This window comes from Enterobacter cloacae complex sp. SHL009 (assembly GCF_049237205.1).
GTDB classification, from domain to species: domain Bacteria; phylum Pseudomonadota; class Gammaproteobacteria; order Enterobacterales; family Enterobacteriaceae; genus Enterobacter; species Enterobacter cloacae_M.
Window position 1 is genome coordinate 138,421 of record NZ_JBMKIW010000005.1, and the last position, 24,142, is coordinate 162,562.

General features: G+C 55.8%; 21 protein-coding genes. 5 read left to right on the plus strand and 16 right to left on the minus strand.

Going from position 1 to position 24,142, the window contains the following annotated elements; translation table 11 throughout:
* Positions 1 to 472: 472 nt before the first annotated feature.
* From ACOTZC_RS13640 to ACOTZC_RS13655, 4 genes are all read left to right on the plus strand, one after another.
* Entirely contained in the window at positions 473 to 1,048 is a 576-nt protein-coding gene (locus ACOTZC_RS13640; protein WP_045404445.1) for a fimbrial protein, read from the plus strand.
* A 134-nt stretch (positions 1,049 to 1,182) separates the two neighbouring features.
* Positions 1,183 to 1,875, plus strand: coding sequence for a molecular chaperone (locus ACOTZC_RS13645; RefSeq protein WP_421635821.1), 693 nt, complete (start codon positions 1,183 to 1,185; stop codon positions 1,873 to 1,875).
* Positions 1,876 to 1,884: 9 nt separating this feature from the next.
* Positions 1,885 to 4,425, plus strand: coding sequence for a fimbria/pilus outer membrane usher protein (locus ACOTZC_RS13650; RefSeq protein ID WP_421635822.1), 2,541 nt, complete (start codon positions 1,885 to 1,887; stop codon positions 4,423 to 4,425).
* A gap of 4 nt (positions 4,426 to 4,429) precedes the next feature.
* Positions 4,430 to 5,596, plus strand: coding sequence for a fimbrial protein (locus ACOTZC_RS13655; protein ID WP_047634886.1), 1,167 nt, complete (start codon positions 4,430 to 4,432; stop codon positions 5,594 to 5,596).
* Between the two features lie 48 nt (positions 5,597 to 5,644).
* On the opposite strand, the gene cheZ is transcribed toward ACOTZC_RS13655, so the two are convergent.
* The 11 genes from cheZ to ACOTZC_RS13710 form a co-directional block, all read right to left on the minus strand.
* Positions 5,645 to 6,289: a protein phosphatase CheZ gene (gene cheZ, locus ACOTZC_RS13660; RefSeq protein WP_023312251.1), complete on the minus strand. Its 645-nt coding sequence runs from the start codon at positions 6,287 to 6,289 to the stop codon at positions 5,645 to 5,647.
* A 10-nt stretch (positions 6,290 to 6,299) separates the two neighbouring features.
* Positions 6,300 to 6,689, minus strand: coding sequence for a chemotaxis response regulator CheY (cheY, locus tag ACOTZC_RS13665; RefSeq protein ID WP_008500431.1), 390 nt, complete (start codon positions 6,687 to 6,689; stop codon positions 6,300 to 6,302).
* Positions 6,690 to 6,706: 17 nt separating this feature from the next.
* Positions 6,707 to 7,756, minus strand: a complete 1,050-nt coding sequence (locus ACOTZC_RS13670) for a protein-glutamate methylesterase/protein-glutamine glutaminase (RefSeq protein ID WP_023312252.1) — start codon at positions 7,754 to 7,756, stop codon at positions 6,707 to 6,709.
* Entirely contained in the window at positions 7,753 to 8,619 is an 867-nt protein-coding gene (gene cheR, locus ACOTZC_RS13675) for a protein-glutamate O-methyltransferase CheR (RefSeq protein WP_008500429.1), read from the minus strand. The genes ACOTZC_RS13670 and cheR overlap by 4 nt, the downstream gene beginning before the upstream one ends.
* Positions 8,620 to 8,638: 19 nt before the next feature.
* Positions 8,639 to 10,240, minus strand: a complete 1,602-nt coding sequence (tap, locus tag ACOTZC_RS13680; protein WP_023312254.1) for a methyl-accepting chemotaxis protein IV — start codon at positions 10,238 to 10,240, stop codon at positions 8,639 to 8,641.
* A gap of 44 nt (positions 10,241 to 10,284) precedes the next feature.
* Positions 10,285 to 11,952, minus strand: coding sequence for a methyl-accepting chemotaxis protein II (gene tar, locus ACOTZC_RS13685; protein WP_023312255.1), 1,668 nt, complete (start codon positions 11,950 to 11,952; stop codon positions 10,285 to 10,287).
* 84 nt (positions 11,953 to 12,036) lie between these two features.
* Positions 12,037 to 12,999: a Csu type fimbrial protein gene (locus tag ACOTZC_RS13690; protein ID WP_032658592.1), complete on the minus strand. Its 963-nt coding sequence runs from the start codon at positions 12,997 to 12,999 to the stop codon at positions 12,037 to 12,039.
* Complete coding sequence (locus ACOTZC_RS13695; RefSeq protein WP_421635823.1) at positions 12,996 to 15,380, minus strand: fimbria/pilus outer membrane usher protein; 2,385 nt, start codon at positions 15,378 to 15,380, stop codon at positions 12,996 to 12,998. The genes ACOTZC_RS13690 and ACOTZC_RS13695 overlap by 4 nt, the downstream gene beginning before the upstream one ends.
* Positions 15,356 to 16,111 carry a fimbrial biogenesis chaperone gene (locus ACOTZC_RS13700; protein ID WP_109845183.1) on the minus strand — a complete coding sequence of 252 codons (756 nt, stop codon included), beginning with the start codon at positions 16,109 to 16,111 and terminating at the stop codon, positions 15,356 to 15,358. The genes ACOTZC_RS13695 and ACOTZC_RS13700 overlap by 25 nt, the downstream gene beginning before the upstream one ends.
* 16 nt (positions 16,112 to 16,127) lie before the next feature.
* On the minus strand, positions 16,128 to 16,676 hold the full coding sequence (locus ACOTZC_RS13705; RefSeq protein ID WP_047173228.1) for a Csu type fimbrial protein: 549 nt from the start codon (positions 16,674 to 16,676) through the stop codon (positions 16,128 to 16,130).
* A gap of 12 nt (positions 16,677 to 16,688) precedes the next feature.
* Positions 16,689 to 17,261: a Csu type fimbrial protein gene (locus ACOTZC_RS13710; protein ID WP_045404424.1), complete on the minus strand. Its 573-nt coding sequence runs from the start codon at positions 17,259 to 17,261 to the stop codon at positions 16,689 to 16,691.
* A 429-nt stretch (positions 17,262 to 17,690) separates the two neighbouring features.
* Between ACOTZC_RS13710 and ACOTZC_RS13715 the strand changes: the two genes are divergently transcribed.
* On the plus strand, positions 17,691 to 18,956 hold the full coding sequence (locus ACOTZC_RS13715) for a dicarboxylate/amino acid:cation symporter (RefSeq protein WP_033145875.1): 1,266 nt from the start codon (positions 17,691 to 17,693) through the stop codon (positions 18,954 to 18,956).
* A 104-nt stretch (positions 18,957 to 19,060) separates the two neighbouring features.
* Here ACOTZC_RS13715 and cheW read toward each other — a convergent pair whose 3' ends face one another.
* The 5 genes from cheW to flhC form a co-directional block, all read right to left on the minus strand.
* The gene (gene cheW, locus ACOTZC_RS13720; protein ID WP_023312262.1) at positions 19,061 to 19,564 is read right to left on the minus strand and encodes a chemotaxis protein CheW; all 504 of its coding nucleotides are present in this window, start codon (positions 19,562 to 19,564) and stop codon (positions 19,061 to 19,063) included.
* Positions 19,565 to 19,583: 19 nt separating this feature from the next.
* On the minus strand, positions 19,584 to 21,620 hold the full coding sequence (gene cheA, locus ACOTZC_RS13725) for a chemotaxis protein CheA (RefSeq protein WP_023312263.1): 2,037 nt from the start codon (positions 21,618 to 21,620) through the stop codon (positions 19,584 to 19,586).
* A 4-nt stretch (positions 21,621 to 21,624) separates the two neighbouring features.
* Positions 21,625 to 22,554, minus strand: a complete 930-nt coding sequence (motB, locus tag ACOTZC_RS13730) for a flagellar motor protein MotB (RefSeq protein WP_008500418.1) — start codon at positions 22,552 to 22,554, stop codon at positions 21,625 to 21,627.
* Positions 22,551 to 23,438 (minus strand): flagellar motor stator protein MotA, encoded by an 888-nt coding sequence (motA, locus tag ACOTZC_RS13735; protein ID WP_008500417.1) that lies wholly within the window; start codon positions 23,436 to 23,438, stop codon positions 22,551 to 22,553. The genes motB and motA overlap by 4 nt, the downstream gene beginning before the upstream one ends.
* A 123-nt stretch (positions 23,439 to 23,561) precedes the next feature.
* Positions 23,562 to 24,140 carry a flagellar transcriptional regulator FlhC gene (flhC, locus tag ACOTZC_RS13740; protein WP_013096051.1) on the minus strand — a complete coding sequence of 193 codons (579 nt, stop codon included), beginning with the start codon at positions 24,138 to 24,140 and terminating at the stop codon, positions 23,562 to 23,564.
* Positions 24,141 to 24,142: the final 2 nt, after the last annotated feature.

The following is a 24,142-nucleotide window of genomic DNA, read 5'->3' on the forward strand; positions in this document are numbered from 1 at the left end:
GGTATCATGCCAGCGCAGTCTTTCATCAATGGGTTGAAAAAACCCTATAACCGGGTCTTCTTTTCGAGTTTACCCCCCTCCGCACGTTGGGTGACGAAAGGAGAGTGAGCAATGATCGAACAAATATAGTCGAGCTTTTATGATGTTTTCGTATAAAAAATGAATTAAGCGCAGTTTCAAAGAAGATTTATGCTAAGAACATTACTGAAGAAAACCAACATAGCCGTCGAATTTAATCATCTGGCATTGCAGAATTGATATAACTATGTAAATTGAAGAATTCAGAGTAACAGGTATTATGTAAACCACTAACATGCTTAATCCAAAAATGGATTCATCTATATAACATTAGTCCTGTAACACACTTAACGGAAGAAAATTAAACGTTATAATTTCACGCGACATAATTTACTTTTCATAAAAAAGCAAAATGTATGCCAGATATTTCTTTTTACTTAAAGGGACAATTAAGATGAAGTTCAAAAAGAATATTATTTCGAGCGTAGTCTTTGCAACAGTCTCGATGAATGGTTTCGCCGCAGAAATGAATGCCGGCACGATCCACTTCACAGGCGAAATTATCGAATCAAGTTGCACCATTCAGGGTGACGATGGCACGGACAGTACAATTCCACTGGGTACCTATCCAATATCATTGTTTACGGATGTTGGTACGGAAACCGCACTTATGCCGTTCTCTATTACGCTGGCGAACTGCCCGTTAAAAAGCGATGGGCTTCCGGCTGTACAGTTGACCTTTAACGGCCCAACAACCCTGACCGGAACCAATACGCTACTGGACGTCAGTAAAATTACCACCACGGGTGAAACCGCGGCCACTGGTGTCGGCGTTGCCGTCAGCCAGGCGGGTAAAAATGATCAACTCATCACCATGGACGGCGCTGAAGAGCAAGTCTATATCGAGCTTGCGACAAAACCCTCAGATACGATTAAGGCTGACTTTAATGCCCGCTATAAATCGTTTGCATCCACAGTGACCGCCGGTCCGGCAGATGCTGATATGACTATAAATATTCTTTACCGTTAATAAATTCACTATTGACATTCAGAATATATATATATGGCATCATGACGTTTAAGGAGTCATGCTCTGATAATAGTCCGAACCCGAATTCGGACTATTATCATTTCCCCTCAACCTCCTTTATTGAAGGTTTCACCATGCGTATATCACTCCAGGTCTTATTATGTATTCCTGTCATTACGAGCACCGTTTGTCACGCAGCAGGTGTTCAGATAGGGCGCACACGCATAATCTACGATGCCACGAAGAAGGAAGTTGCCCTGCCCTTACAAAATAAAGATAAAGAGCTTCCCTGGTTAATACAGTCATGGACGGAAACAAGTGATGGGAAAACGCGCGGACCGTTTATCGTCACACCACCTCTCTTTCGACTCGATCCGCAAAAAGAGCAAAGCCTGCGCATTACCTGGAACGGGACAGCACCAGCAGACGATAAAGAGTCACTGTTCTATATGAACGTACGAACTGTTCCCGGTACGGCTGCAGATGAGGATGGTAAAAACGTCTTACGGTTAATTTATAGAACGCGTCTGAAACTGTTCTGGCGTCCCGTCGGACTCAGCGGTACACCATCTGAATCCTGCAAAAATCTACGCTTTGCTCGTAATGGTCAGCAGCTTACTGTCGTCAATGCGGGGGCATTCTACAGCGTCTTTGATTCACTTACGTTGGGCACCTACAAAGTGGTGAAGGCCGACATGGTTGCCCCTAAATCCCGCATTGACATTCTTCTCCCTGACAATGCTCAGGGTACGAACGTCACCTGGCGCTGCATCACCGATTACGGCAATGCTTCCGAAAAATACACCACCTCACTAGCTCAGGATTAAAAGACCGCGATGATGACAGGACGTAATGATTTGTCATACGGGCGGTTCTTTAGACCGAATCCGCTTTTTCGCTGCCTTGGCGGTGTCTTACTCATGGCGAGCATCTCGACGCTTGCTCGTGAGTATCGTTTCTCTCCCTCATCGCTTGAGGGGAATATGCTGGCTCAGCAGGATATCGACCTTTCACTCTTTTCAAAGTCGAATGCCCAGTTGCCCGGCACCTATTCTTCAAGAGTGCAGGTGAACGAGCACCGCCTGAGCACCACCAATATCGCTTACGTCAGCTCTTCAGAAGGGTCTCTGATACCGCAGCTCACACCGGATATGCTGCGGGCATGGGGGATTGCTATCGATCGGTATCCCGCCTTGCTTACATTACCCGCCAATAAGGCTTTGGCAAAAGATATAGGCAACTATATCCCCCAGGCCTCCGCGCGGCTTGATTTTTCAACCATGACATTAGCGTTGAGTATTCCTCAGGCCGCGTTAAATGGTACCTGTTACGATTATATCGATCCCTCCCGATGGGACGACGGTGTACCCGTGTTGTTCAGTGACTACGCTTTTTCAGGATCAAAAAATAAGGACAGCGGCGACAGCAGCGCCACCAGTCAGTATCTGAATTTGCGCACCGGCGCCAACCTGGGTGGCTGGCGAGTGCGCAACTATTCAACGTGGAGCAATTCAGATAGTGAAAACCAGTGGGAAAACATCAATACCTTCCTGCAGCATGATGTAGACACCCTCAGGGCGCAGTTCACGACCGGAGAGAGCAACACGCGAGGCGAGGTATTTGATAGCTTACAATACCGGGGCGTTAACCTTGCGTCGGATGAAGAGATGCTTCCCTATAGCCAGCGCGGTTATGCCCCTGTTATACGGGGCATCGCCAGTTCAAATGCTGAAGTCTCGGTGCGCCAGAATGGCTATCTCATCTATCAGCAAAATGTCGCGCCTGGAGCGTTCGAGATCGATGATCTCTACTCCACGACCAACAGCGGCGATCTTGACGTTACGGTAAAAGAGGCTGACGGCACCGAGCATCACTTTACGCAGCCCTACTCCAGTATCGCGGTTATGCTGCGGCCTGGGCGTATTAAATACGAAATTACAGCAGGCCGTTATCGTGCTGACAGCGGGAGCGACCAAAAGGAACCCGACTTTTTGCAGGGAAGCATCATTTACGGTTTAAATAACCTTCTCACCTGGTTTGGAGGAATGACGCTCTCGAAAGACTATAACGCTGCCAATACCGGTGCCGGTCTGGCGCTTGGACCGCTGGGCTCAATGTCAGCTGACGTTACCATGGCCGACACCCGACTTGACGATAACAGCCAGCATACTGGCCAGTCATGGCGCCTGCTTTATACCGGTAAACTAGATTCGACCAACACCAACTTCAGCCTCGGCAGCTACCGATACACCAGCCGCGGGTATTACAGCTTTGCCGACGCCAACCAAAAGCGTGACGGCCACGAAGACGATCTACTGTTTCGTTACAATAAACGCAACCGCATTCAGGCCAGCGTTAGCCAGGCCATTGCAGGGGTGAGTCTGTATCTTAACGGTTATCAGCAGGATTATTGGAGCACCTCTAAAAAAGAGCGCAGCCTGTCGGTTGGCTTCAATACCGTTGTTGCCGGAACGAGTTATCACATGGCCTATTCGTACAGCAAAACCAATGACGAAGAGTCTGACAGGATGGTGTCTTTGGGATTTAGCATTCCGCTCACCAGATGGCTGCCGCGCGCCTGGAGTAGCTATAACATCAGCAATACAAAAAATGGCTATACGCGGCAAAACGTGGGGCTCAGCGGCACACTGCTGGACGACGAGCGTCTGAGCTACTCGTTGCAGCAGAGCCATTCCAACCACGACGGGGAAGATACCAGTAGCGTATATGGCAGCTACCGTTCGCAATACGCCAACCTGACCGCCGGGTATTACGCTTCCACTGATGACTCTCAGCAGCTTAACTACGGCATTAGCGGCGGTATTGTTGCCCATCCTCGTGGCGTCACGCTGGCTCAATCTTTAGGTAGCCAGTTTGCTATCGTGAACGCCAACGACGCTTCCGGCGTTCGTTTTATGAACCAACGGGGTATTCAGACCGACTGGCATGGTAATGCAGTCATTCCATCCCTCACGCCCTACCAGGAGAACAATATTCGTATTGATACCTCGAGCCTCCCGGAAAATGTAGACAGCAGCGATACCGCTATCACCGTCATTCCATCGCGCAACGCGGCGGTGCTGGCCAGATTTGACGCCCACACAGGCTATCGGATGCTGGTCACCCTGAAACGTCCAAACGGTCTCTCCGTTCCGTTCGGTGCCATCGCGACCTCTAGCGCCCCGGTGATGAGCGGCATTGTCGACGAAACCGGCACCGTCTATCTGGCAGGGATTGGAGAGACCGCACAGCTCACCGTGAAATGGGGCAATGGTACGGGCCAGCAATGCCACGCCAGCATTACGCAACAGTCAGCCAACCAAACCGAAAGCCCTAACGGTATTCGCTCGGTTAGTGAGCTTTGTCAGCAGGAATAAGCACATGAGAACTATATTCAAGAAACTGGCTGTCTGGGCGTCATTGACCGCGGCCTTGAGTCTGGCCACAACCAGCCCGTGCGGGGGAGCCGTGACTTTACTGCATAACTGCTTCGGTGCGCCGCAAGCCTACACCACTTCGTTCGACCATGAGTTTTCGGCCAGCGAAAATATTGCCAATCATGACTATGATGTGCCAAATCATCTGGTGGGAGATGGCCCGGCTATAGTTGCCAACTGCACCTGCCCCGGAAATATGTTTTCTTCGAGCATGGTCTATGAAAAAACGTTTGCCGGGAGTCCGTTGAATTCTGGAACAAACGGATACGGCTACCTGACTGAAAAAATCGATGCCGATATCACCGCCTACGCTGATGCCATTAATTCTCCGGACGGCACTTCTTTGACCCCGTTACCTGTCAATGAATACCCGACGTCCAGGGGAAATATGCGTAGCACTACCGAGAATGCGCTCGCCAAAACGGAGGGAGATGCTAACGTCTGCAGTAATGGCACCCAGCCGAGCAATGCCGCTGCAATAAAGCGCAACTTCCGCTGGAACGTCGTTGCGATCATGCTTCACGTTAAAAAACCCATCCTGGGTCAAGAGGTGATCCCTTCGACGATCGTCGCGCAAAACTATGCCTGTCTCTATTTCGGTACGGGGGCAAGCTGCGATCCTGGGCAGGCAGAACAGGTCTCTGATATCTGGTTTAGCGGCACGCTATCTGCGCCGCTAAGCTGCACCATCAATGAAGGCAGCACCATTGAGGTTGAGTTCGGCAGCATTGTCAGCAAGCAATTCGTCATCAAGGGGCAACCGCCAAAACGCTATGCCCTCAAAAACGTTGATATTACCTATCACTGTGATGATAACGCAGTGGGAAACTCGGACCGGATAAAGCTTACGCTCACTGCAGATCAGGGCGTTGTAGATAGCAGTATGCCGTACATTGCAAAACTTCTGGACAGGGACGATCTCGGGGTGCGTATATATGATGAAAACAGTCAGAACGTCGCGCTGGATGGTACTTATGAATTTCCTGTAATGATGGACGGACAGGGAAACGGTAGGGTCAAAATTCAGGCTGCACCGGTCGGCACGACTGATATCCCCCCTGTCCCGGGCCGCTTTGAAGGTAACGTGACAGTGAAGATGAATCTCCGCTAACCGAAATACCCTCAGGTTGACGCCGCAGCCTGAGGGTAATCAGATCAATTAGAAACCGAGGCTGTCCAGCAGGTCGTCTACCTGATCCTGGCTTGCCACAACGCCCGCTTTGCTGGCGTCGAGCTGTGGACCATTGAGCAGGCTTTCGTTCTCGCGTTTTGGACGGGCTGCCGGTTCCGGAATGTTCTCCAGCAGAACCATCAGCAGCTGACGCTCAATCTCCTGGATAACATCCATCATGCGCTTGATCACCTGACCGGTGAGGTCCTGGAAATCTTGCGCCATCATGATGTCCAGCAGCTGGGCGTTGGTGAAACTGGTGTGGCCCGGCACATCACCCAGGTACTGACGGGTATCCGTCACCAGCTCGCGGGCATCCGCCAGCTCGATAGGATTCTCAAACCACTCGTCCCAGCGTTTGCTCAGCGCTTTCGCCCCCTTTTCCATCGCATCCTGGTGCGGCTGTGACGCTTCAACGCTGTTCAGCGCACGTTCCGCGGCCTGAGCGGTCATCTGCACAACATAGTCCAGACGATCGCGGGCATCAGGAATGGCTTCCGCCGCTTCGGCAATCGCCTGATCCAGACCCAGCTCGCGCAGGCTGTCGCGCAGCATGCGCGTCAGGCTGCCGATGCGGACGATGATATCGCTCGGCGAGTGTTCTTCAACGGGTTTCATAGCAGGTTGCAACATTTCCATCACCTCACATGCCGAGTTTCTCGAAGATCTTACCGAGCTTCTCTTCCAGGGTTGCCGCGGTGAATGGCTTCACCACATAGCCGCTTGCGCCCGCCTGTGCAGCGGCAATGATGTTCTCTTTTTTCGCTTCTGCAGTAACCATCAGAACCGGCATAGACGCCATTCCCGCATCGGCACGAATGGTTTTCAGCAGTTCCAGACCGTCCATGTTAGGCATGTTCCAGTCGGAGATAACAAAACCAAATCCGCCAGCCTGCAGTTTGTTCAGCGCATCAACGCCGTCTTCTGCTTCTTCAACGTTGTTGAAGCCCAGCTCTTTCAGCAGGTTGCGCACGATGCGACGCATGGTGGAAAAGTCATCCACAACCAAAAACTTAAGCTCTTTATCCGCCATAAAATAATACTCCTGAGTCAAATACGTATTGCCTGTCCGGCACTGATTTTCGCCAGCATCTGCTGGCTTACCTGGCTAAGATCGACCACTTCGCTCACGCCACCCATATTGATGGCCTCGCGCGGCATGCCGAACACCACACAACTTGCTTCATTCTGCGCAATCGTCCAGGCGCCAGCCTGGTGCATTGCAAGCATTCCGGCGGCACCATCGTTGCCCATCCCCGTCAGGATCACCCCAACGGCGTTGCGCCCCGCATGTTTCGCCACCGAATGAAACAGCACATCCACCGACGGACGGTGCCGGTTGACCGGCGGTCCGTCATGAATTTTGATTTGATAGTTAGCGCCGCTGCGCGCCAGCTCCATATGCTTGTCGCCCGGGGCGATATAGGCATGTCCCGGGAGCACGCGCTCGCCGTCTTCCGCCTCCTTCACGCTGATCTGGCACAGCTTGTTCAGGCGTTCGGCGAACGAACGGGTAAAGCCTGGCGGCATATGCTGAGTGATCAGAATACCCGGACTTGAAAGCGGCAATGGCTGGAGTACATGACGAATTGCCTCTGTTCCTCCGGTTGACGCCCCAATGACCAGCAGTTTTTCCGAGCTGAGTAAGGGACCGGCCTTCAGGGTCGCAGGCGCGGCCAATGGCGTATGGGCAGCAAGCTTCGCACGCGACGCGGTGCGGATCTTCTCGGCGATCATTTCGCTGTAGGCCAGCATCCCTTCGCGTATGCCGAGCTGCGGTTTGGTGACAAAATCCACCGCCCCCAGCTCCAGCGCGCGCAGGGTGATCTCCGATCCTTTCCCGGTCAGGGAGGAGACCATCACCACCGGCATAGGCCGCAGCCGCATTAATTTTTCGAGGAAATCGATGCCATCCATGCGCGGCATCTCGACATCCAGCGTTAGCACATCGGGGTTATATTTTTTAATTAAATCCCGCGCTACTAGCGGATCGGGCGCGGTTGCCACCATCTCCATGTCGCTGTGGCTATTGATAATTTCAGTCATGATCTGACGCATCAGCGCTGAATCATCGACAGACAACACCCTGATTTTACTCATGCTTTTTCCTTACTCAGCGCATATACCGTTTGCCCACGCAGGCTAAACTCACGCACGAGGTTGCTGAAGTTTTCCGAGTGCCCGGCAAACAGTAAACCGTCAGGCTTGAGCAACGGAACAAACCGACGCAGAATGTCCTGTTGCGTCGTTTTATCAAAATAGATCATGACGTTACGGCAAAAAATGGCGTCGAACGGCCCCGGCACGTTGTACTGCTTATCCAGCAGGTTAACGGGCGCGAATTCGACGCAGTTCGCCAGCTCCTGGCGCACGCGCACCAGGCCTTCATGCGGGCCCGTCCCGCGCATGAAATAACGCTGCAGCTGCTGCGGCGACAGCGTTTTCAGTTCATCCTGGCGATAAACGCCGTTACGCGCCTTCTCCAGCACTTCAGTATCGATATCGCTGGCGTAGACCTTCCAGCGTCCCGGCGCCATTCCCAGCGTATCGGCAAGGGTGATCGCCAGCGAGTACGGCTCTTCACCCGTCGAGGCGGCCGCACTCCAGACGCGATACTCCCCGGTGCGACGGCGCGCATGCTCGGCCAGAACCGGGAAGTGGTGAGCTTCACGGAAAAACGCCGTCAGGTTGGTGGTTAACGAGTTAATAAAAGCCTGCCACTCGGCGCTGTTCTGGTTCGCCTCGAGCATGCTCAGATAGCGGCCAAAATCATCCAGACCCAGCGTACGCAAGCGCCGCACCAGACGGTTGTAGACCATGTCCCGCTTATGATCCGCAAGCACGATCCCCGCACGCTGGTAGATTAACTGACATATCCGACGAAAATGCGCGTCGGACAGCGCGAGGCGCTGTGTCATCTGCAACAATAATGACGTTTGCCCAGGGGGCATTGGTGATGTCATAGCGCCTTCTTAATTACATTCAGGATACAACTGGCACGGCCTGCGACCGCCCGACTTCTGTTACTGCTTCAACGTGCTCTTTGACATTAAATACCGCGACCAGTCCGGTCAGACGATCCGCCTGGCTTGCCAGTTGGTCGGTTGCCGCTGCCGCTTCCTCAACTAACGAGGCGTTCTGTTGCGTCACCTGATCCATCTGGCTGACGGCCTGGGCAACCTGCTCAATGCCGCGGCGCTGTTCGTCCGACGCCGAGGCAATTTCGCCCATGATGTCGTTCACCCGCGTCACGGAGGTGACGATCTCGTGCATGGTTTTCGCCGCCGTATCCACCAGCGTTGAGCCCTGCTGAACGCGCGAGACCGACTCTTCGATCAGGACCTTAATTTCTTTTGCCGCGTTGGCGCTGCGGCTCGCCAGGTTACGCACTTCCCCCGCCACCACCGCAAATCCACGCCCTTGCTCACCGGCGCGCGCCGCTTCCACGGCGGCATTCAGGGCCAGAATGTTGGTCTGGAACGCGATACCGTCAATCACGCTGATGATGTCGCCAATTTTCTGCGAGCTGGTGGCAATCTCCTGCATGGTGCTGGCGACATGGGACGCCTGGTCCCCGCCTTTCTTCGCCGTCATCGCCGCCTGTTTTGACAGGTCAGACGCCTGACGCGCGTTATCGGCGTTCTGGCCTACCGTCGCGGTCAACTGCTCCATGCTGGCCGCCGTCTGCGCCAGCGAGGCCGCCTGCTGCTCGGTGCGGGACGAGAGATCGTTGTTCCCCGCCGCAATCTCAGAGATCCCGGTGTGCATGGCATAGCTGCCCTGCCGCACGTCGCTCACCGTTTCCCGCAGCGATCCCTGCATCGCCTTCAGGCTGGCAAAGATCGCCGAAATTTCGTTTTTACCGAACACCGCCACAGGACGCGCCAGGTCGCCTTTCGCAATGCTGTCGAAGTGGCTGCTGATAATCGCCAGCGGCTGCACAATCATTCTGCGCGACCAGAGCAGCGCCCCGCCGGTCAGCAACCCTGCCAGAATCACCACCACGGCGAAGATGACGCCCGACATGTGATAGCTTTGACGGCTCTGGTCACCGGCACGCTGTACAGACTGGTTAATATCCTGCTGCCAGGCGTTAAAGCTGCCGTCAAACGCTGCCTGAGACGCCTGGACCGGTGCGGTCATAAAGTCCGACAGCTGGTTGTTCTCAAGCCACGTCGCCTGGTGGTCCAGATCGCTATACCACTGTTCAAAGTTCGTCTTCATGGCGGCCTTCAGCGCTTTCTCTTTCTCGCTGTCGGCGGCCTGCGCCGTAAAGGCTTTAAACTGTGCGTCAGCCTGCTTCAGGCTGTCGCGCGCGGTCGCCATCAGCGCTTTAATGTCATCCGGCGGATAACTCAGCGCGGTTAAGGTTCCCGCCTTGTTCAGCGCAGTGCTTGCCTGCAACAGCACAGCACGCGTTTGTGCCAGTGCGGAGCGCTGCTGATTACTCGCCTCAACTTCCTGCAAATTCTGATAGCCATCGCGAAACGCCCAAAAAGACAACCCGTTACTGCCAACCTGCAACACACCGCAAAGGATCAGAATCAAAAACAGTGTGGTCGAGATACGAATACGATTTAACATCCACGCTCCCATCAAGCGGCAAGCAGCCGCGGTTTAATTGTCAGTCAAAATGTTTCCCAGTTTTCATCTTGTCCGGTCGTCGCGGTGCGCGTACGGTTTGCAGCCGATTCAGCGGCTGGCGCGCGATACGTCGCCTGCGGGGTGACCGAGTTTCCAGCGAGTGAAGCGAGACGAAACGCCGAGACGGCCATCTTCAGACGGCTCGCCTGGTCTTCCAGAGCAGCGGCCGCCGCAGCGGACTCCTGCACCAGCGCGGCGTTTTGCTGTGTCACGCGATCCATTTCCGATACCGCCAGGGCAACCTGGTCGATACCACGACTCTGCTCATCGGACGCAGAGGCGATTTCACCCATGATGTCCGTCACGCGGGTAACGGCATTCACGATGTCATTCATGGTCTCCCCGGCGCTTTCCACCAGCACGGAGCCGGTATCCACGCGGGAGACGGAATCTTCAATCAGGGACTTGATCTCTTTTGCTGCGTTGGCGCTGCGGCTGGCCAGGTTGCGTACTTCCCCGGCCACCACGGCAAACCCGCGCCCCTGTTCGCCCGCGCGCGCCGCTTCCACGGCGGCGTTCAGCGCCAGAATGTTGGTCTGGAAGGCAATGCCGTCGATGACGCTGATGATGTCGGCGATTTTCTTCGAGCTGTCTGCGATTTCGTGCATGGTTTTCACCACGCCATCCACCACGCGTCCGCCGCGCTGCGCCGTCTCGGAGGCGCTTTCTGCCAGCTGAGACGCCTGGCGGGCGTTATCGGCGTTCTGCTTCACGGTCGCGGTGAGCTGCTCCATGCTGGCGGCCGTCTCTTCCAGGGCGGAAGCCTGCTGCTCGGTTCGGGATGAGAGATCGTTATTCCCCATCGCAATTTCGCTGGTGCCGGTATAGATAGCCTCCGACCCGTTGCGCACGTTGGCGACGGTTTCGATTAACGAACGCTGCATATGGTCAACGCTGTTTGCCAACTCGGTGATCTCATTGCGCCCGGAGACGGTCAGCGTTTTGGTCAGGTCACCGCCGGCGATTTCACGAATATGGGCAATGACGCGGCCGAGAGGGTTTAGCAGGATATGGCGAATGCCGTACCAGACCGCAACCAGCACAATAACCAGCGCCAGCGCCATCACGGCCATCTGCCATTTCGCAAAGCGGTAGTCATTCTGGCTTTCCGTAAAGGCCGAGTGATAGAGATCGCCGCTGGCCTTCGCGTATTCCCCCAGCGCCGCGCCGAGTGCGTTTTGCATCCCCTGCGTCGGCTGCGCGAAATAGGCGTCCATATTGCCGCTCTCCAGGAACTGAATCAGCTCTGCCAGACCGGCATGATAGGCGTTGTATTTTTCGTCAATGTTCTGGCTCACCTGCTCCATTGCAGGCTGTGGGGTAATCTTTTTAAAGGCGTCGTAATGTTTAGCGGCATCAGCGAGGGTGGCACGGGCATTTTTCAACAGATCGGTTTTCGCGCTGCTCTGCTGATTGTTCGGGTCCATCATCATGCGCGCGGACGAGCGGCTCAGGTTGATGCGCGTTTGCAGCATCAGATCCCACGTCGACGTGAGTTCACTCTGCTGCAGGCGGAGATCGTTCGAGGCCGCGAAGCTGTCCTGGTTCTGTTTTAATGACGAGAAAAAAAGCCCGCCGGAGATGAGCTGAAGAAGTGCGAAAATGACCAGCACCATCATGAGCATTGTGACAACGCGGATACGGTTCAACATACAACACCTTCTCATAGATTTATTAACGGTGTTATCGGCACAGCCCACAGGAACTTTACATTTGCGAAAGGGAAAAGCGCGGGGTTAAAACGCCACGTCGACAATCAGCGTGTCGGTGTAGGTTCCGGCGGGCGGCGTGGCCTGATTGGTCAGGACTTTAGCGGTGTAGTTGTAGGTGCGCAGTAAACCGTCGGTACTGACCTGGGACGATACCGCGCTGGACCAGCGCTCGCTGCCGCTGCCGCCCCAGCGGTTACCGGTGGCTTCCTTATAGATGTCGTAGCTCATGGCGTTGCTGCCGCTCACCATCCGCCGCACGTTGTTCAGCGCGTTGGCGCCGTTATTAATGCCGATGGTATACGAACTTCCTTTGGTACAGGTGACGGCAATCGCCTGCGAGACGGTGGGGAAACTTTGCACCAGCGGCGCGCTGTTGAAGTTCACATCTGGCGTTGTCATGGCGCTGCAGTCGTTGGTGACGGTCATATCGAGCAGGATGGTGGTTGTCGCGGTTCCCGTCTGATTGATTGTGCAAACGCCAAGCGCGCCCACGGAGCAGACGCTGTAGTTAATGCTGAAGGTTAACTGCACCTGATATGGCCCGGCAGTCACGTTTTGCCCGGCGACGGTGCGGAAATAGAGCGGAATGTTGTACTGCTTTGACCCCAGCAACCCCAGCAGGGTATTCCCGCTCCAGGTATACGATTTACTAATCTGTACCTCGCTGCTGCTCGCGCATCCTGATAACCCGCACAGCCGGGTGGGGATGACGTCGGTGATGGCCGCATTATCCGTGCGTTTCATCGTGGCGCGGCTGCTGCCCGAAACCGATGCCGCGGTGTAGGTCAGCGTTACCGAGTCGCTGGTGAGCAGATTCAGCACGGCATCGCAGGCCACCACCAGCGTGCCGGTGGTTTGAACTTCCCCGGTTCCGCTGAGCGCGAACGAGGTGACGCTGCCAAACGACGCATTAACCGTGCTGACAGTACACGCCGCCCAACCGCCGCCGGAAAACAGCAGCAGGATCAAAAGCAGCAGGCGCGTCATGGCGCCTCCCGGCAAATCAGCGGCCCGTAGGTTTTCAGCTTATGCTCCGGATTAGCCCCCACGGTCAGAGTAGTCTTGCAGCGCCTCCCGTCAGGTACGATCACCTCCAGCGGGTTCACATCGCTGAGATTTTCCAGCCAGGCGATGCCGTCATACCCCACCACCGCATTGCTGCGCGAGGCGCGTCGAACCTGGCTTCCCACCGGCAACGCCTTCCCGCGCGCGTCATGCAGAATAACGCTTGCCACCCGCTCCTGCTCCATCGGGAAATCGACCAGATAGCCGCTGTGACGCCGAATCGCGATCCGGCGTTCGGTCTCTTTCAGACGGGTATCCGCCGGCAGATTCAGAGTATCAATCCGGTAGCTTGCGGGGTAATACGCCGATACCCCGCTCACCAGCAGGTAGCCGTTGTTATTGGTTTTACCTACGGGCTGGTTCTCATAGCTGACGGGCACGTCAGGGTGGCCGTCGGTACTGATGACCACAAACGCATCGTTGATCTTATTCGCCGCGAACAGCTCGCCGTCCATAAGCACAACGGCGCCCATCGCCTCGCCCCACCAGGTCATGGTATCCCTTTCGCCATAGCCGCCGCCCTGCAGCTCGATATTGTTATTGCGCCAGCCCAGCGTACCCTGTTGATAATCACTGGATCTCGACTGGTTGGCCCAGGCCATGTTCCAGCTGAACCCACCGTCAGAAGGCATGGAGTGGTTGTAGTTAATGCGCTGGGTACTGCCTGCATCCGGAGTGTTTTCGACGGTGACGGCAGCGCTGTCGCGTGCGCCCAGCGGCACCTGCAGCGACAGCGCGACCGTCCAGTCTCCCCGCTGCCGATCCCGGCTGCCGGCCAGATAAATGCTGCTCGCCCCCCACAGGTTACGGCTCCAGGAGAGATTAAGCAGCTCGGTTTTTTGGCTATCAAAACTCTCCACGCCGATCCAGGCTGCACCGATGTTGCCGTACCCTCCCAGATTGAAGGTCAGCGAATACTGGTCCGTATTACGGCTAAAGCTGGCGATGGGCTTATCGTTTTCGTCATACACCGTCGGCTGGTCGTAAAGGGCGAGATTGCCAAAGCCGCGGTCGCGACGCGTGTGCTGGGTGGCGACGCTAAACTCGCTGGTACTGTACTGGTAACCCCAGTTGATTTGCCCGCCCGCATCACCGCGCATGCGGCTTTGCGAGTAAGAGGTATTCACCACGCCAAACTGACCGAGTTTTATCACCGTCCCCGCGCCGCCCAGCGCCAGCTCCTGCGCCCCTTCCGCGTGGCCCTCGAGGGTTAGCCAGTCCGTCATTCCGTAGCGATACGAGCCGCTGCCGGCTGCCGGACCGTAGTCAAAATTCTTGATACCGTAATTACGCCGCAGGCTGCCGAGCGTCACGGCGCCGTCGCTCAGCCCTTGCTTAAGCAGGTCGCTGGTGACGTAAAACGGTAGCGTGGTGCTTACCTGGCGCCCCAGCGCATCCGTCGTGACCAGCACCGCATCCCCGGCCCCGTTGATATAGGGCAGATTGGTCAGGGTGAAAGGCCCCGGCTGAAGCTGGGTTGAACCGGAGCGATAGCCGTTGATAAAGAGATCGACCGAAGTGGGTACCGCGGCTTCCCCCGCGAACTCGGGCAGCGGCCATGTCACCAGGTCAGGACGCAGGGAGAAATCCCGCCCGACGCTTATCCCCCCCATTCGCACGCTGGAGCTCCAGCTCAGGGCATCGCTGATCACGTCCCCGGCGCTCCAGCTCATCGCGTCATCTTCGTTGGTGAACAGCAGGGTCGTGTCATAGCGGACATACCCTTCCTGCTGGCCGTCGTTGCCGGTGAAATTTTCCCGCGCGTAACCGGTCGAGGAAAACGAGCCGTTTTCGTTGAAGTAGCGGAACTCATGCCAGATCGATGCCTGGCCGCCGATATGTTCCGTGTGGTTGGTGTAGAGATCGTAATTCAGCAGCGCCCCGCGCCCATAGTGAGGTTTGGCCTGCGCCGCTTGCGCGCTGAAAGGCGTCACGCGGGCCGTCACCCAGTCGCGAGGAACGGTCAGCAGCAGGCGCTGCGCGGCGCTGTCGTACTCCACCCGAACCTGAGCAAGCGAGGAGAGATTTACCTCGCCGGTGGGAACGTGCGCCGGGGGCAGCCCCGCGCGCAGCAAATCGGCGCTGGAGATAAAGAAAGCGCCTTTACGCTGCGTCACGGGCACGACCAGGCCGGTGTCGTAGTGATTGACCACGATGGCCAGCTGGAAAACCGCTTCATCATTTATCGCCTGTGCCTGGGGAGGCGGCGGTAAACTGTCGTCGCCGGGCCCGGCCAGTGTTGCGGAACTGACGCATAGCAGTATCATCATCGCCGGCTTCAGTTGACGGGCGTCGACTGCCATTGTTCGTCCCTGGCATTAATCTGCGCGCTCATCCGCTCTGGCTGACGAACGCCAGCGGGTATAGGCCAGCTGCGGGTGCTGCCCGGCAGGACGTAACCCAGCAATCCCTCCGCCACCGTGCGTTTCTGACCTCCCTGCTCCAGCGCCACCTGGCTCAGCCTGACGTGGACATCCCCCCGATTTTTGACCTCCAGCGCAGGCTTACCCTCAGCCTGCGTCACCCGCCAGCTCAGGTTTTGGGTCTCCACCAGCGCGTGATGCGCCCCCTCTTTGATGGTCGGGATCCCCTGTCCATATACGAACAGAGGGATGGAGTAACGCATCTGCAATTTCAGGCCGATAGCGGGTTCGGCTTTGGCATCTGGCTGGGGGATTTCATCGACGATAATGCGATAGGCCTGTTCGACCCCTGCAGGAACCGTAGCCTGTTTGATAAGGCGAATGAGCTGCTTGCTGCCTGTGCCAATCGTGACGATGGGCGGGCTGGCGACCACGTCCTGCTGCGCGGTATAGCGCTCGTGTCCGTCCTCCTGCTTCCAGCGCACGATGCGGACCTGCATCGTCGTGGCGCTGTTTCCCTGGTTCTGGATCCACAGTTCCGTGGCGTTGGCGTCCGCTGCAAGCCAGGGATCGATGGGCCAGAGCAGGATGGTGGCGGCCGCCTGCGCCTGGCCAGCAACCGCCATTCCCAACGCGCCCGCCAGACAAACCGGTCTGAAAAATGGCTTCATCAACACTCTCCCTTTATTACCATGACAAGGTCACGGTGAGCTGATCGGAATAGGTTCCCGCCGGGCTAAACCCGGTCAGTAGCGCCACGCCAAAAAGCGGCAGCGCGATGTTATTGCTGTTGGTATAGGTCACCGCTATCGCCTGGTTGACGCCAATTTCGCTGTTCGCGGCCAGCGAGCTGCTGCTGTAGAGCCGGTATGGCACCATATCGACGCCATTCGCGCGCTTCATGCGACGAACGGATGAATAATTTTGACCGCCATTAATGCTCATGCTCAGCGCCACGCCTGGCGTACAGGCAATAGACAACGCCCCGTTTGGCACAAAGCTGGTGCTGACCGGCGCGCTCTCGACGCCGTTATGGCTGCCAAAATCCAGCGTACCGAGAAGCCCTCCGCTACCGGTGGCCACCGCGCATCCCGGGACAATCGTCGCGCTGACCTTAAAGGACTGGGATGTCACCGCATCCGCCGTGGGCATCATGAGCAATCCGACGATCGTCGCGAAAAAAGGCTGCACGCGTCCCTCTGCGCGTTTGCGCAGACCTGTGAGAGATGCCTTCATGGCGGTTCGGGACTAGTAGGTGACGCTGACGTTAATCGTGTCGGTGTAGGTCCCTGGGACGACCGTCACGCTGTTACCGCCGCCGGTAATCCGTCCGTACAGGGTGTAACTGTCCACCCCGCCTGCCGTGGACGCGATCGGCAGCGCGGCGTTATTGGCAATCACGGTGTTAAACCCGCTGTCGCTGTACAGGCTGTAGGCCACGCCCTGTGCCGCGTTGGCCGTATTCACCAGATAGCGTTCAGGCGTACCCGGCGAACCGACAACCGAGCCGGGCGCGGTGGAGTGGGTATTACCGGTGATCGCGACCGTATAGCTGGCGGTCGTACATTGAATGGTGAAGGTGTTTCCGCCGCTGGCGCCGCTCAGCTGCGTCGTAAGCGTGGAAAAGGTTGCCGGATGGGTACCAAAATCGAGCGTACCGAAGTTGATGCCACTTTGCGCGGGCGATCCGTTTATCAGACACCCGTTTGTCAGCGTCAGCGTCGCGCCTATAGTGCCGCTGCTGGTGACGGCAAGCGCCTGATGGGCCATTGTCGCAGTCAGTAAGGTGCCTGCGCCGATCAAAAGGAGTTTTCTTTTCATTTACCACCCTCCAGAAGACGTCTCCGTTCCCTTGCCACATTTTATTTTTGTCGTTCAAGATGTTAGCCCCGCTTAACGTTCCTCTGAGGGGGTTATTGAGAATTTAGTTTACGGATATCGCTTCGACCACCTGACCCTTAACGCATAAGGCATATGTCTTATTGACTCATTTTTCTTATAAATAACAGAAAGTTAAATTATTTCAGGCAGCAATTTTATTCTATCCGGGCAGAATATATCCATTAAAGTGTGACAGTGATCACAATATATCGTCGACGCATTAACAACAAAATTAATAAAACTTAAAAAGGAGTTGTATCCCCCTACACTTTGCGTCAATTTATGTGCCGAATAATTTCCCGCATCGTAATAAAAAATTTATATGTATCGATGCGGGCTACATCTGAAGCGCATAGAGGGTCTTTTTTCGTGGCAAGTGCAAACAAACTCACACTCTTCATCGTGATATTCATGCTGGCGGGTATTCTTTCAGGGGCAGCAATTCATGAGTATGCATCTGCGGATGCCATCAAAGCCTGGTCGGATAATATTACCCTTCTGACCGATATTTTCCTCCGTCTGATCAAAATGGTCATTGCACCGTTGGTCTTCAGCACGCTCACCGTCGGCATTATGAAGCTAGGCGAAACCTCCACCATTGGCCGCGTTGGCGGCAAAGCGATGGTGTGGTTTATCAGCTCATCCGTGCTCTCAATTCTGGTTGGCCTGTTCATCGTCACGCTGGAGCATCCGGGAAGCGGTCTGAACCTGACGGTTCCGACAGAAGCGGTAGATACCGGCCTGGCCGTTGGCGGCATGACGCTGAAAGCGTTCCTGTCGCACACCATTCCGACCAGTATCGCGGGGGCGATGTCGAACAATGAGATCCTGCAGATTGTGGTGTTCTCGATGTTCTTCGGCATCGGCGGCGCGTCGCTGGGGCAAAAATTCAACGCGCCGCTGGTGGCCGCGCTGGATGTGGTTTCCCATATCATGCTGAAGGTAACGGGTTACGTAATGTACGTTGCTCCGCTGGCCATTTTCGCGGCGATTTCATCCGTCATTGCCACGCAGGGTCTGGGCATTCTGCTGAACTACGCCTCCTTTATTGGCGGCTACTATGTTGCCATTCTTCTCACCTGCATGGTGCTGCTGGCCGTGGGCTACATGGTGCTGAAAAAAGAGGTGTTTCGCCTGGTCAGCATGCTGAAAGACCCGGTCCTGGTGGCGTTTACCACCAGCAGCTCTGAAGCCGCCTACCCGAAAACGCTGGAGCAGCTGGAGCGCTTTGGCTGCTCGCGCAACATCGCCTCTTTCGTTCTGCCGATTGGCTACTCCTTCAACCTGGTGGGTTCGATGGTGTACTGCTCTTTCGCCTCGATGTTTATCGCTCAGGCGTACAACATTCACCTGAGCTTCTCTGAAGTGACGGTGCTGATGCTGACTCTGATGCTGGCGTCGAAAGGGATTGCGGGCGTACCGCGTTCTTCACTGGTGGTGCTGGCAGCAACCATTCCGAGCTTTAACATTCCGGTGGCGGGGATTCTGCTGCTGATGGGGATCGACCACTTCCTGGATATGGGCCGTTCCGCAATTAACGTGCTGGGGAATGGGATCGCAACCGCAATGCTGTCGCAGAATGAAGGCGCGCGGGAAGCGGAAGCAGAAGCTGAGCTGGTAAAGCAGGAAGCGTAAGGTGAAAAAAAGGGTGAGGCCTGATGCCCTCACCCCTGCCCTCTCCCACAGAGAGAGGGAGCAAACACAAAAAACGGCAACCTGGGTTGCCGTTTTGCATTTACTTACGCTACGTGACTCGCGGCGATATCCAGCAGCGCCATCTCATCGCTGTTCAGCAACTTCTCAATGTTCACCAGGATCAGCATACGCTCGCCGAGCGCGCCCAGGCCGGTCAGGTATTCGGTCGACAGCGTGACCGCAAACTCCGGCGCAGGACGAATTTGGTCAGAGGTCAGGGAAAGCACATCAGATACGCCGTCCACCACGATACCTACCACGCGCTGCCCCAGATTCAGAACGATCACCACGGTGTTGTCGTCGTAGTCAACGTCGCCCTGGCTGAACTTCACGCGCAGGTCCACGATTGGCACAATGACGCCACGCAGGTTGGTGACACCTTTAATAAAAGCAGGCGTGTTAGCGATGCGGGTAACCTGGTCGTAACCACGGATTTCCTGCACTTTCAGGATATCGATGCCGTACTCCTCATCGCCTAAAGTGAATACCAGGAATTCCTGCCCTGATGGCTCGCCCGCCAGTTTCGTTACATTACTCATACCGGTCATGTTATTACCTTCTACTTAATCAGGCGGCTGTGTACGCCACACGTTGTTCACGATTTAAACCCTGAAGCGCCGACACATCGACGATCAGCGCCACGCTACCATCACCCAGAATGGTGGCGGCAGAAATACCCGGCACTTTGCGGTAGTTGCTTTCGAGGTTCTTCACTACCACCTGGTGCTGGCCAATCAGCTGATCGACCAGCAGCGCGTAGCGACGGCCCGCGCTTTGCAGGATCACAACGATGCCCTGCGTGGCCTCTGTCTTCGCCCCGTCCACTTCGAACACTTTCCACAGTTCCACCAGCGGCAGGTATTCACCGCGCACTTCGAGCACGCGCTCGCCGCCCGCCAGCGGATGCAGATCTTCTTCACGCGGCTGCAGGGATTCCATCACGGCGTTCAGCGGCAGGATAAAGACTTCGTCCGCCACTTTGACAGACATGCCGTCGAGGATCGCCAGCGTCAGCGGCAGCAGAATGCGAATGGTGGTGCCGGAACCCTGTTTAGACTGGATCTCAACGTGGCCGCCCATCTCCTGGATGTTACGTTTCACCACGTCCATGCCTACGCCGCGCCCGGACACGTCAGTCACCTGCTCTGCGGTAGAGAAGCCCGGCGCGAAGATGAGCATGCCCACTTCTTCGTCGGTCATGTTTTCATTGACCGCCATTCCCTGCGAAATCGCTTTTGCCAGGATGCGCTCGCGGTTAAGACCCGCGCCGTCGTCGGTCACTTCGATGCAGATGTTTCCGCCCTGGTGTTCCGCGGAGAGGATCAGGTTGCCGACCGGGGATTTACCGGCGGCAATGCGGTTTTCCGGCAGTTCGATACCGTGGTCGAGACTGTTACGCACCAGGTGCGTTAACGGGTCGATAATGCGCTCGATCAGGCTCTTATCCAGTTCGGTTGAGCTGCCCATCAGGGTCAGTTCAATCTGTTTATTCAGCTTGCTGGCAAGGTCGCGAACCAGACGCGGGAAGCGGCTGAAGACATATTCCATCGGCATCATACGGATGGACATGACCGATTCCTGCAGGTCGCGGGCGTTACGCTGCAGCTGGCCCATGCTGGTGATCAGATCGCCATGCGTGACCGGGTCCAGTTCGTTAGAACGCTGGGCCAGCATCGACTGGGTGATCACCAGTTCACCCACCAGGTTAATCAGCTGGTCGACCTTCTCAACGGCAACGCGGATACTGGTTGACTCGCTGGAGCGCGCGGCAGGCTTTTCACCACGGCCAGGTGCCGCGGCCTCTTTTGGCACGGCCTTCAGCGCCGGAGCCGCAGGAGCCACAGCCGGTGCGGCGGCCTGAGCGACAGAGGCCACCTCTTCCGCAGCGGCAGGGACGTCAACCGCAGCCGTTTCGGTTTCGAAAGCGATCTGGTCAGCTTCGATCACAAAGCACAGTACCGCCACGATATCGTCCTGGCCAATACCGTCATCAAGCGTCGCGGCAAGGCTGTCTTTGCCTTTTACCACGTTGCTTAATTTCGCCAGGTTACCCAGCTCTTCTTCCAGCAGGTTAACTTCATTCTCTTTGAGACGTGACAGCACAACGCGCAGTTTGCCCGCTTGTGCAGCGGCTGGCGCGGCCTCGTCGGCAGCAACCGCATCGACAACGCTCAGTTTCGCCGCAGGGACAACGGCTGCTGCGACCTCACCTTTTGCTTCCAGGGCGAGCTGGCGCAGCGCGTTACAGATGTATTCAAAGCTGGCGGCATCAGGCTCTGCCGAACTTTTATAGGCGTCGAGCTGTTCCTGCATAATATCTTTGGTTTCCAAAAACAGGTTGATAATGTCGGTATTGAGCTGCATCTCACCGCGTCGTGCTTCATCAAGCAGGTTTTCCATTAAATGGGTCGTTTCCTGCAGGATGGTAAATCCAAAGGTTCCGGCTCCGCCTTTAATAGAGTGCGCCGCGCGGAAGATGGCATTGAGCTGCTCGGAGTCCGGTGCTTCGGGCACCAAATCGAGCAAGTGTTGCTCCATATCGGCCAACAATTCGTCGGCTTCATCAAAGAATGTCTGGTAAAAATCGCTAATATCCATGCTCACGCTATCACCTCGGATTGGCTGGTGGCGATGTTGGAACGGCAGCCGAAGGAACGGCCCCAGGCTGTTTTAAATCGTCCAGTGACTCATTCTGACTTTCGGCGTTTTCATGCAGGATGGCCTGCTCCGCCTGCTGGTTCAGCACTAAAAGACTGATACGACGGTTGATGGCATCATCCGGCCCGCGGTCGGAAACGCGCATGGTTGCGGCCATGCCGACTACGCGCAGTACCTTGCCATCATCAAGCCCACCTGCCACCAGCTCGCGACGCGAGGCGTTGGCACGATCGGCAGAAAGCTCCCAGTTGCTGTATCCTTTCTCCCCACTGGCGTACGGGAAATCATCCGTGTGTCCTGACAGGCTGATTCGGTTAGGAATGCCGTTCAGCACCGGTGCAATGGCACGCAGAATGTCGCGCATGTAGGGTTCGACTTCCGCACTCCCGGTTTTAAACATTGGGCGGTTCTGGCTGTCGATAATCTGAATACGCAGCCCTTCCTGCACCAGGTCGATCTTCAGATGCGGGCGCAGCGCGCGCAGCTTCGGATCCGCCTCAATCAGCTGATCGAGATCGCCACGCAGTTTCTTCAGACGCGCCTGCTCCATCTTTCTTTTCAGCTCGTCGATGTTCGGCTCTTTTTTCACCTCACCCTTCTGCTGTGTGTAATCATCGCCGCCGCCCGGGATCGGGCTTTCGCTGTTAGAGATACGCGGCCCACCGGCCACCGCCGTTGCCAGCGGCGTACGGAAATATTCGGCAATCTGGATCAGTTCTTTTGGGCTGGAGATGGAGATCAGCCACATCACCAGAAAGAACGCCATCATTGCGGTCATAAAGTCGGCGTACGCAATTTTCCACGAGCCGTGCGCGCCATGCCCGCCGCCCTTGTGCTTGCGTTTTTTTACGATGACGATCGGATGGGACTGGTTTTTCATGCGTCCTCAGTTGTCGTCTGTTGGTTTGGGTTTTTCACCGCACGCACGTGTTCTTCAAGCTCGATAAACGACGGACGCTCGCTGGAGTAAAGCGTTTTACGGCCAAACTCAACCGCGATCGGTGGCGCGTAACCGTTGAGGTTAGAGAGCAGCGTGATCTTCACGCACTGCATCATTTTGGTGGTTTCCGCGCTCTTCTGGCGCAGAACGCTCGCCAGCGGCGAAATGAAGCCGTACGCCAGCAAAATACCGAGGAAAGTCCCCACCATCGCGTGGGCAATCAGCGCGCCCAGCTCGGCTGCCGGACGGTCTGCCGAGGCCAGGGCGTGAACCACGCCCATTACCGCGGCAACGATACCGAATGCCGGAAGCGAGTCGCCGACCAGCGCCAGGCTGTTGGCCGGCACTTCAGATTCGCTTTCGTGGGTTTCAATCTCTTCGTCCATCAGCGCTTCGATTTCGAAGGTATTCATGTTGCCGCTGATGATGAGTCGCAGATAGTCGACGATGAAATCCAGCATCATGGCGTCAGCAAGAATTCGCGGATAGCTGGCAAAAATTTCGCTTTCTTTCGGGTTTTCAATATCCCGTTCAAGCGAGAACATGCCCTGCTGACGCGACTTCGCCATCAGGCGATAGAGCAATGCCAGCAGATCCATATACATACTTTTGGTGTATTTCGAGCGACGGAACAGCAACGGAATCGCTTTCAGCGTGCCCTTGATCGATTTACCGTTGTTACCAACGATAAAAGCCCCTACCCCTGCGCCGCCGATGATAATAAGTTCAGCCGGTTGATAGAGTGCTCCAAGGTGCCCGCCGGTCATCATGTAACCGCCGAAAACTGTACCGAGAACTACCAGGTAACCTAATAAGATAAGCACGACATCATCCTTCCGCTAGTGACTATGGCAAGGACGTCCAGCTCGCAGCGTTTACCGTTTGCGGGGTAAAAAAAAGCAGCGGTAATTGCTTACCGCTGCTGGAATCTTTCCCACACGTTCGGGTTAAACAGCTTGTTCGATCTGTTCATCCAGCAGTTGTGGAATAATATCGGCAGCATCCCGGGAAAGTTTACGTCTTTTTACTGCGCGGGATGGAGGCTGACATAAACTACAGGCGAAGCTGCCTGCAGGCTGATGAGCATGGGTAATAAAATTGCCGTCGCAGCAGTTGCAGCGCGACAGTTCAAGCATTCCGCTCTCAACAAAACGCACCAGCGTCCATGCGCGGGTCAGCGCCAGCAGAGGGCCTTCTTCCTGCTGTGGGCATTGTTCAAGGTAAAGTTTGTACGCTTTGATTACGGCGTCAACGCCGCTGCACAAACCGGTTTTGAGAAGATACTGCCAGGCATTACAGAACATGGAAGCATGAATATTCTGCTCCCACGTCATAAACCAGTCGGTAGAAAACGGCAGCATGCCTTTCGGCGGGGGACTACCACGTAACTCTTTGTACAGCTTGATGAGACGACCACGGCTCAGCTGAGTCTCGCTTTCCAGCATTTGTAAACGAGCACCCAGCGTAATCAGCTCCATGGCCAACTGTATGTCACGCGCTTCCTGAACAATGCTTTTCTCGCTCATTG

What these genes read in the sequence shown, in the direction of transcription:
- ACOTZC_RS13640 (WP_045404445.1), top strand. Translation starts at nt 473, where the DNA reads ATGAAGTTCAAAAAGAATATTATTTCGAGCGTAGTCTTTGCAACAGTC.
- ACOTZC_RS13645 (WP_421635821.1), top strand. Translation starts at nt 1,183, where the DNA reads ATGCGTATATCACTCCAGGTCTTATTATGTATTCCTGTCATTACGAGC.
- ACOTZC_RS13650 (WP_421635822.1), top strand. Translation starts at nt 1,885, where the DNA reads ATGATGACAGGACGTAATGATTTGTCATACGGGCGGTTCTTTAGACCG.
- ACOTZC_RS13655 (WP_047634886.1), top strand. Translation starts at nt 4,430, where the DNA reads ATGAGAACTATATTCAAGAAACTGGCTGTCTGGGCGTCATTGACCGCG.
- cheZ (WP_023312251.1), bottom strand. Translation starts at nt 6,289, where the DNA reads ATGTTGCAACCTGCTATGAAACCCGTTGAAGAACACTCGCCGAGCGAT.
- cheY (WP_008500431.1), bottom strand. Translation starts at nt 6,689, where the DNA reads ATGGCGGATAAAGAGCTTAAGTTTTTGGTTGTGGATGACTTTTCCACC.
- ACOTZC_RS13670 (WP_023312252.1), bottom strand. Translation starts at nt 7,756, where the DNA reads ATGAGTAAAATCAGGGTGTTGTCTGTCGATGATTCAGCGCTGATGCGT.
- cheR (WP_008500429.1), bottom strand. Translation starts at nt 8,619, where the DNA reads ATGACATCACCAATGCCCCCTGGGCAAACGTCATTATTGTTGCAGATG.
- tap (WP_023312254.1), bottom strand. Translation starts at nt 10,240, where the DNA reads ATGTTAAATCGTATTCGTATCTCGACCACACTGTTTTTGATTCTGATC.
- tar (WP_023312255.1), bottom strand. Translation starts at nt 11,952, where the DNA reads ATGTTGAACCGTATCCGCGTTGTCACAATGCTCATGATGGTGCTGGTC.
- ACOTZC_RS13690 (WP_032658592.1), bottom strand. Translation starts at nt 12,999, where the DNA reads ATGACGCGCCTGCTGCTTTTGATCCTGCTGCTGTTTTCCGGCGGCGGT.
- ACOTZC_RS13695 (WP_421635823.1), bottom strand. Translation starts at nt 15,380, where the DNA reads ATGGCAGTCGACGCCCGTCAACTGAAGCCGGCGATGATGATACTGCTA.
- ACOTZC_RS13700 (WP_109845183.1), bottom strand. Translation starts at nt 16,111, where the DNA reads ATGAAGCCATTTTTCAGACCGGTTTGTCTGGCGGGCGCGTTGGGAATG.
- ACOTZC_RS13705 (WP_047173228.1), bottom strand. Translation starts at nt 16,676, where the DNA reads ATGAAGGCATCTCTCACAGGTCTGCGCAAACGCGCAGAGGGACGCGTG.
- ACOTZC_RS13710 (WP_045404424.1), bottom strand. Translation starts at nt 17,261, where the DNA reads ATGAAAAGAAAACTCCTTTTGATCGGCGCAGGCACCTTACTGACTGCG.
- cheW (WP_023312262.1), bottom strand. Translation starts at nt 19,564, where the DNA reads ATGACCGGTATGAGTAATGTAACGAAACTGGCGGGCGAGCCATCAGGG.
- motB (WP_008500418.1), bottom strand. Translation starts at nt 22,554, where the DNA reads ATGAAAAACCAGTCCCATCCGATCGTCATCGTAAAAAAACGCAAGCAC.
- flhC (WP_013096051.1), bottom strand. Translation starts at nt 24,140, where the DNA reads ATGAGCGAGAAAAGCATTGTTCAGGAAGCGCGTGACATACAGTTGGCC.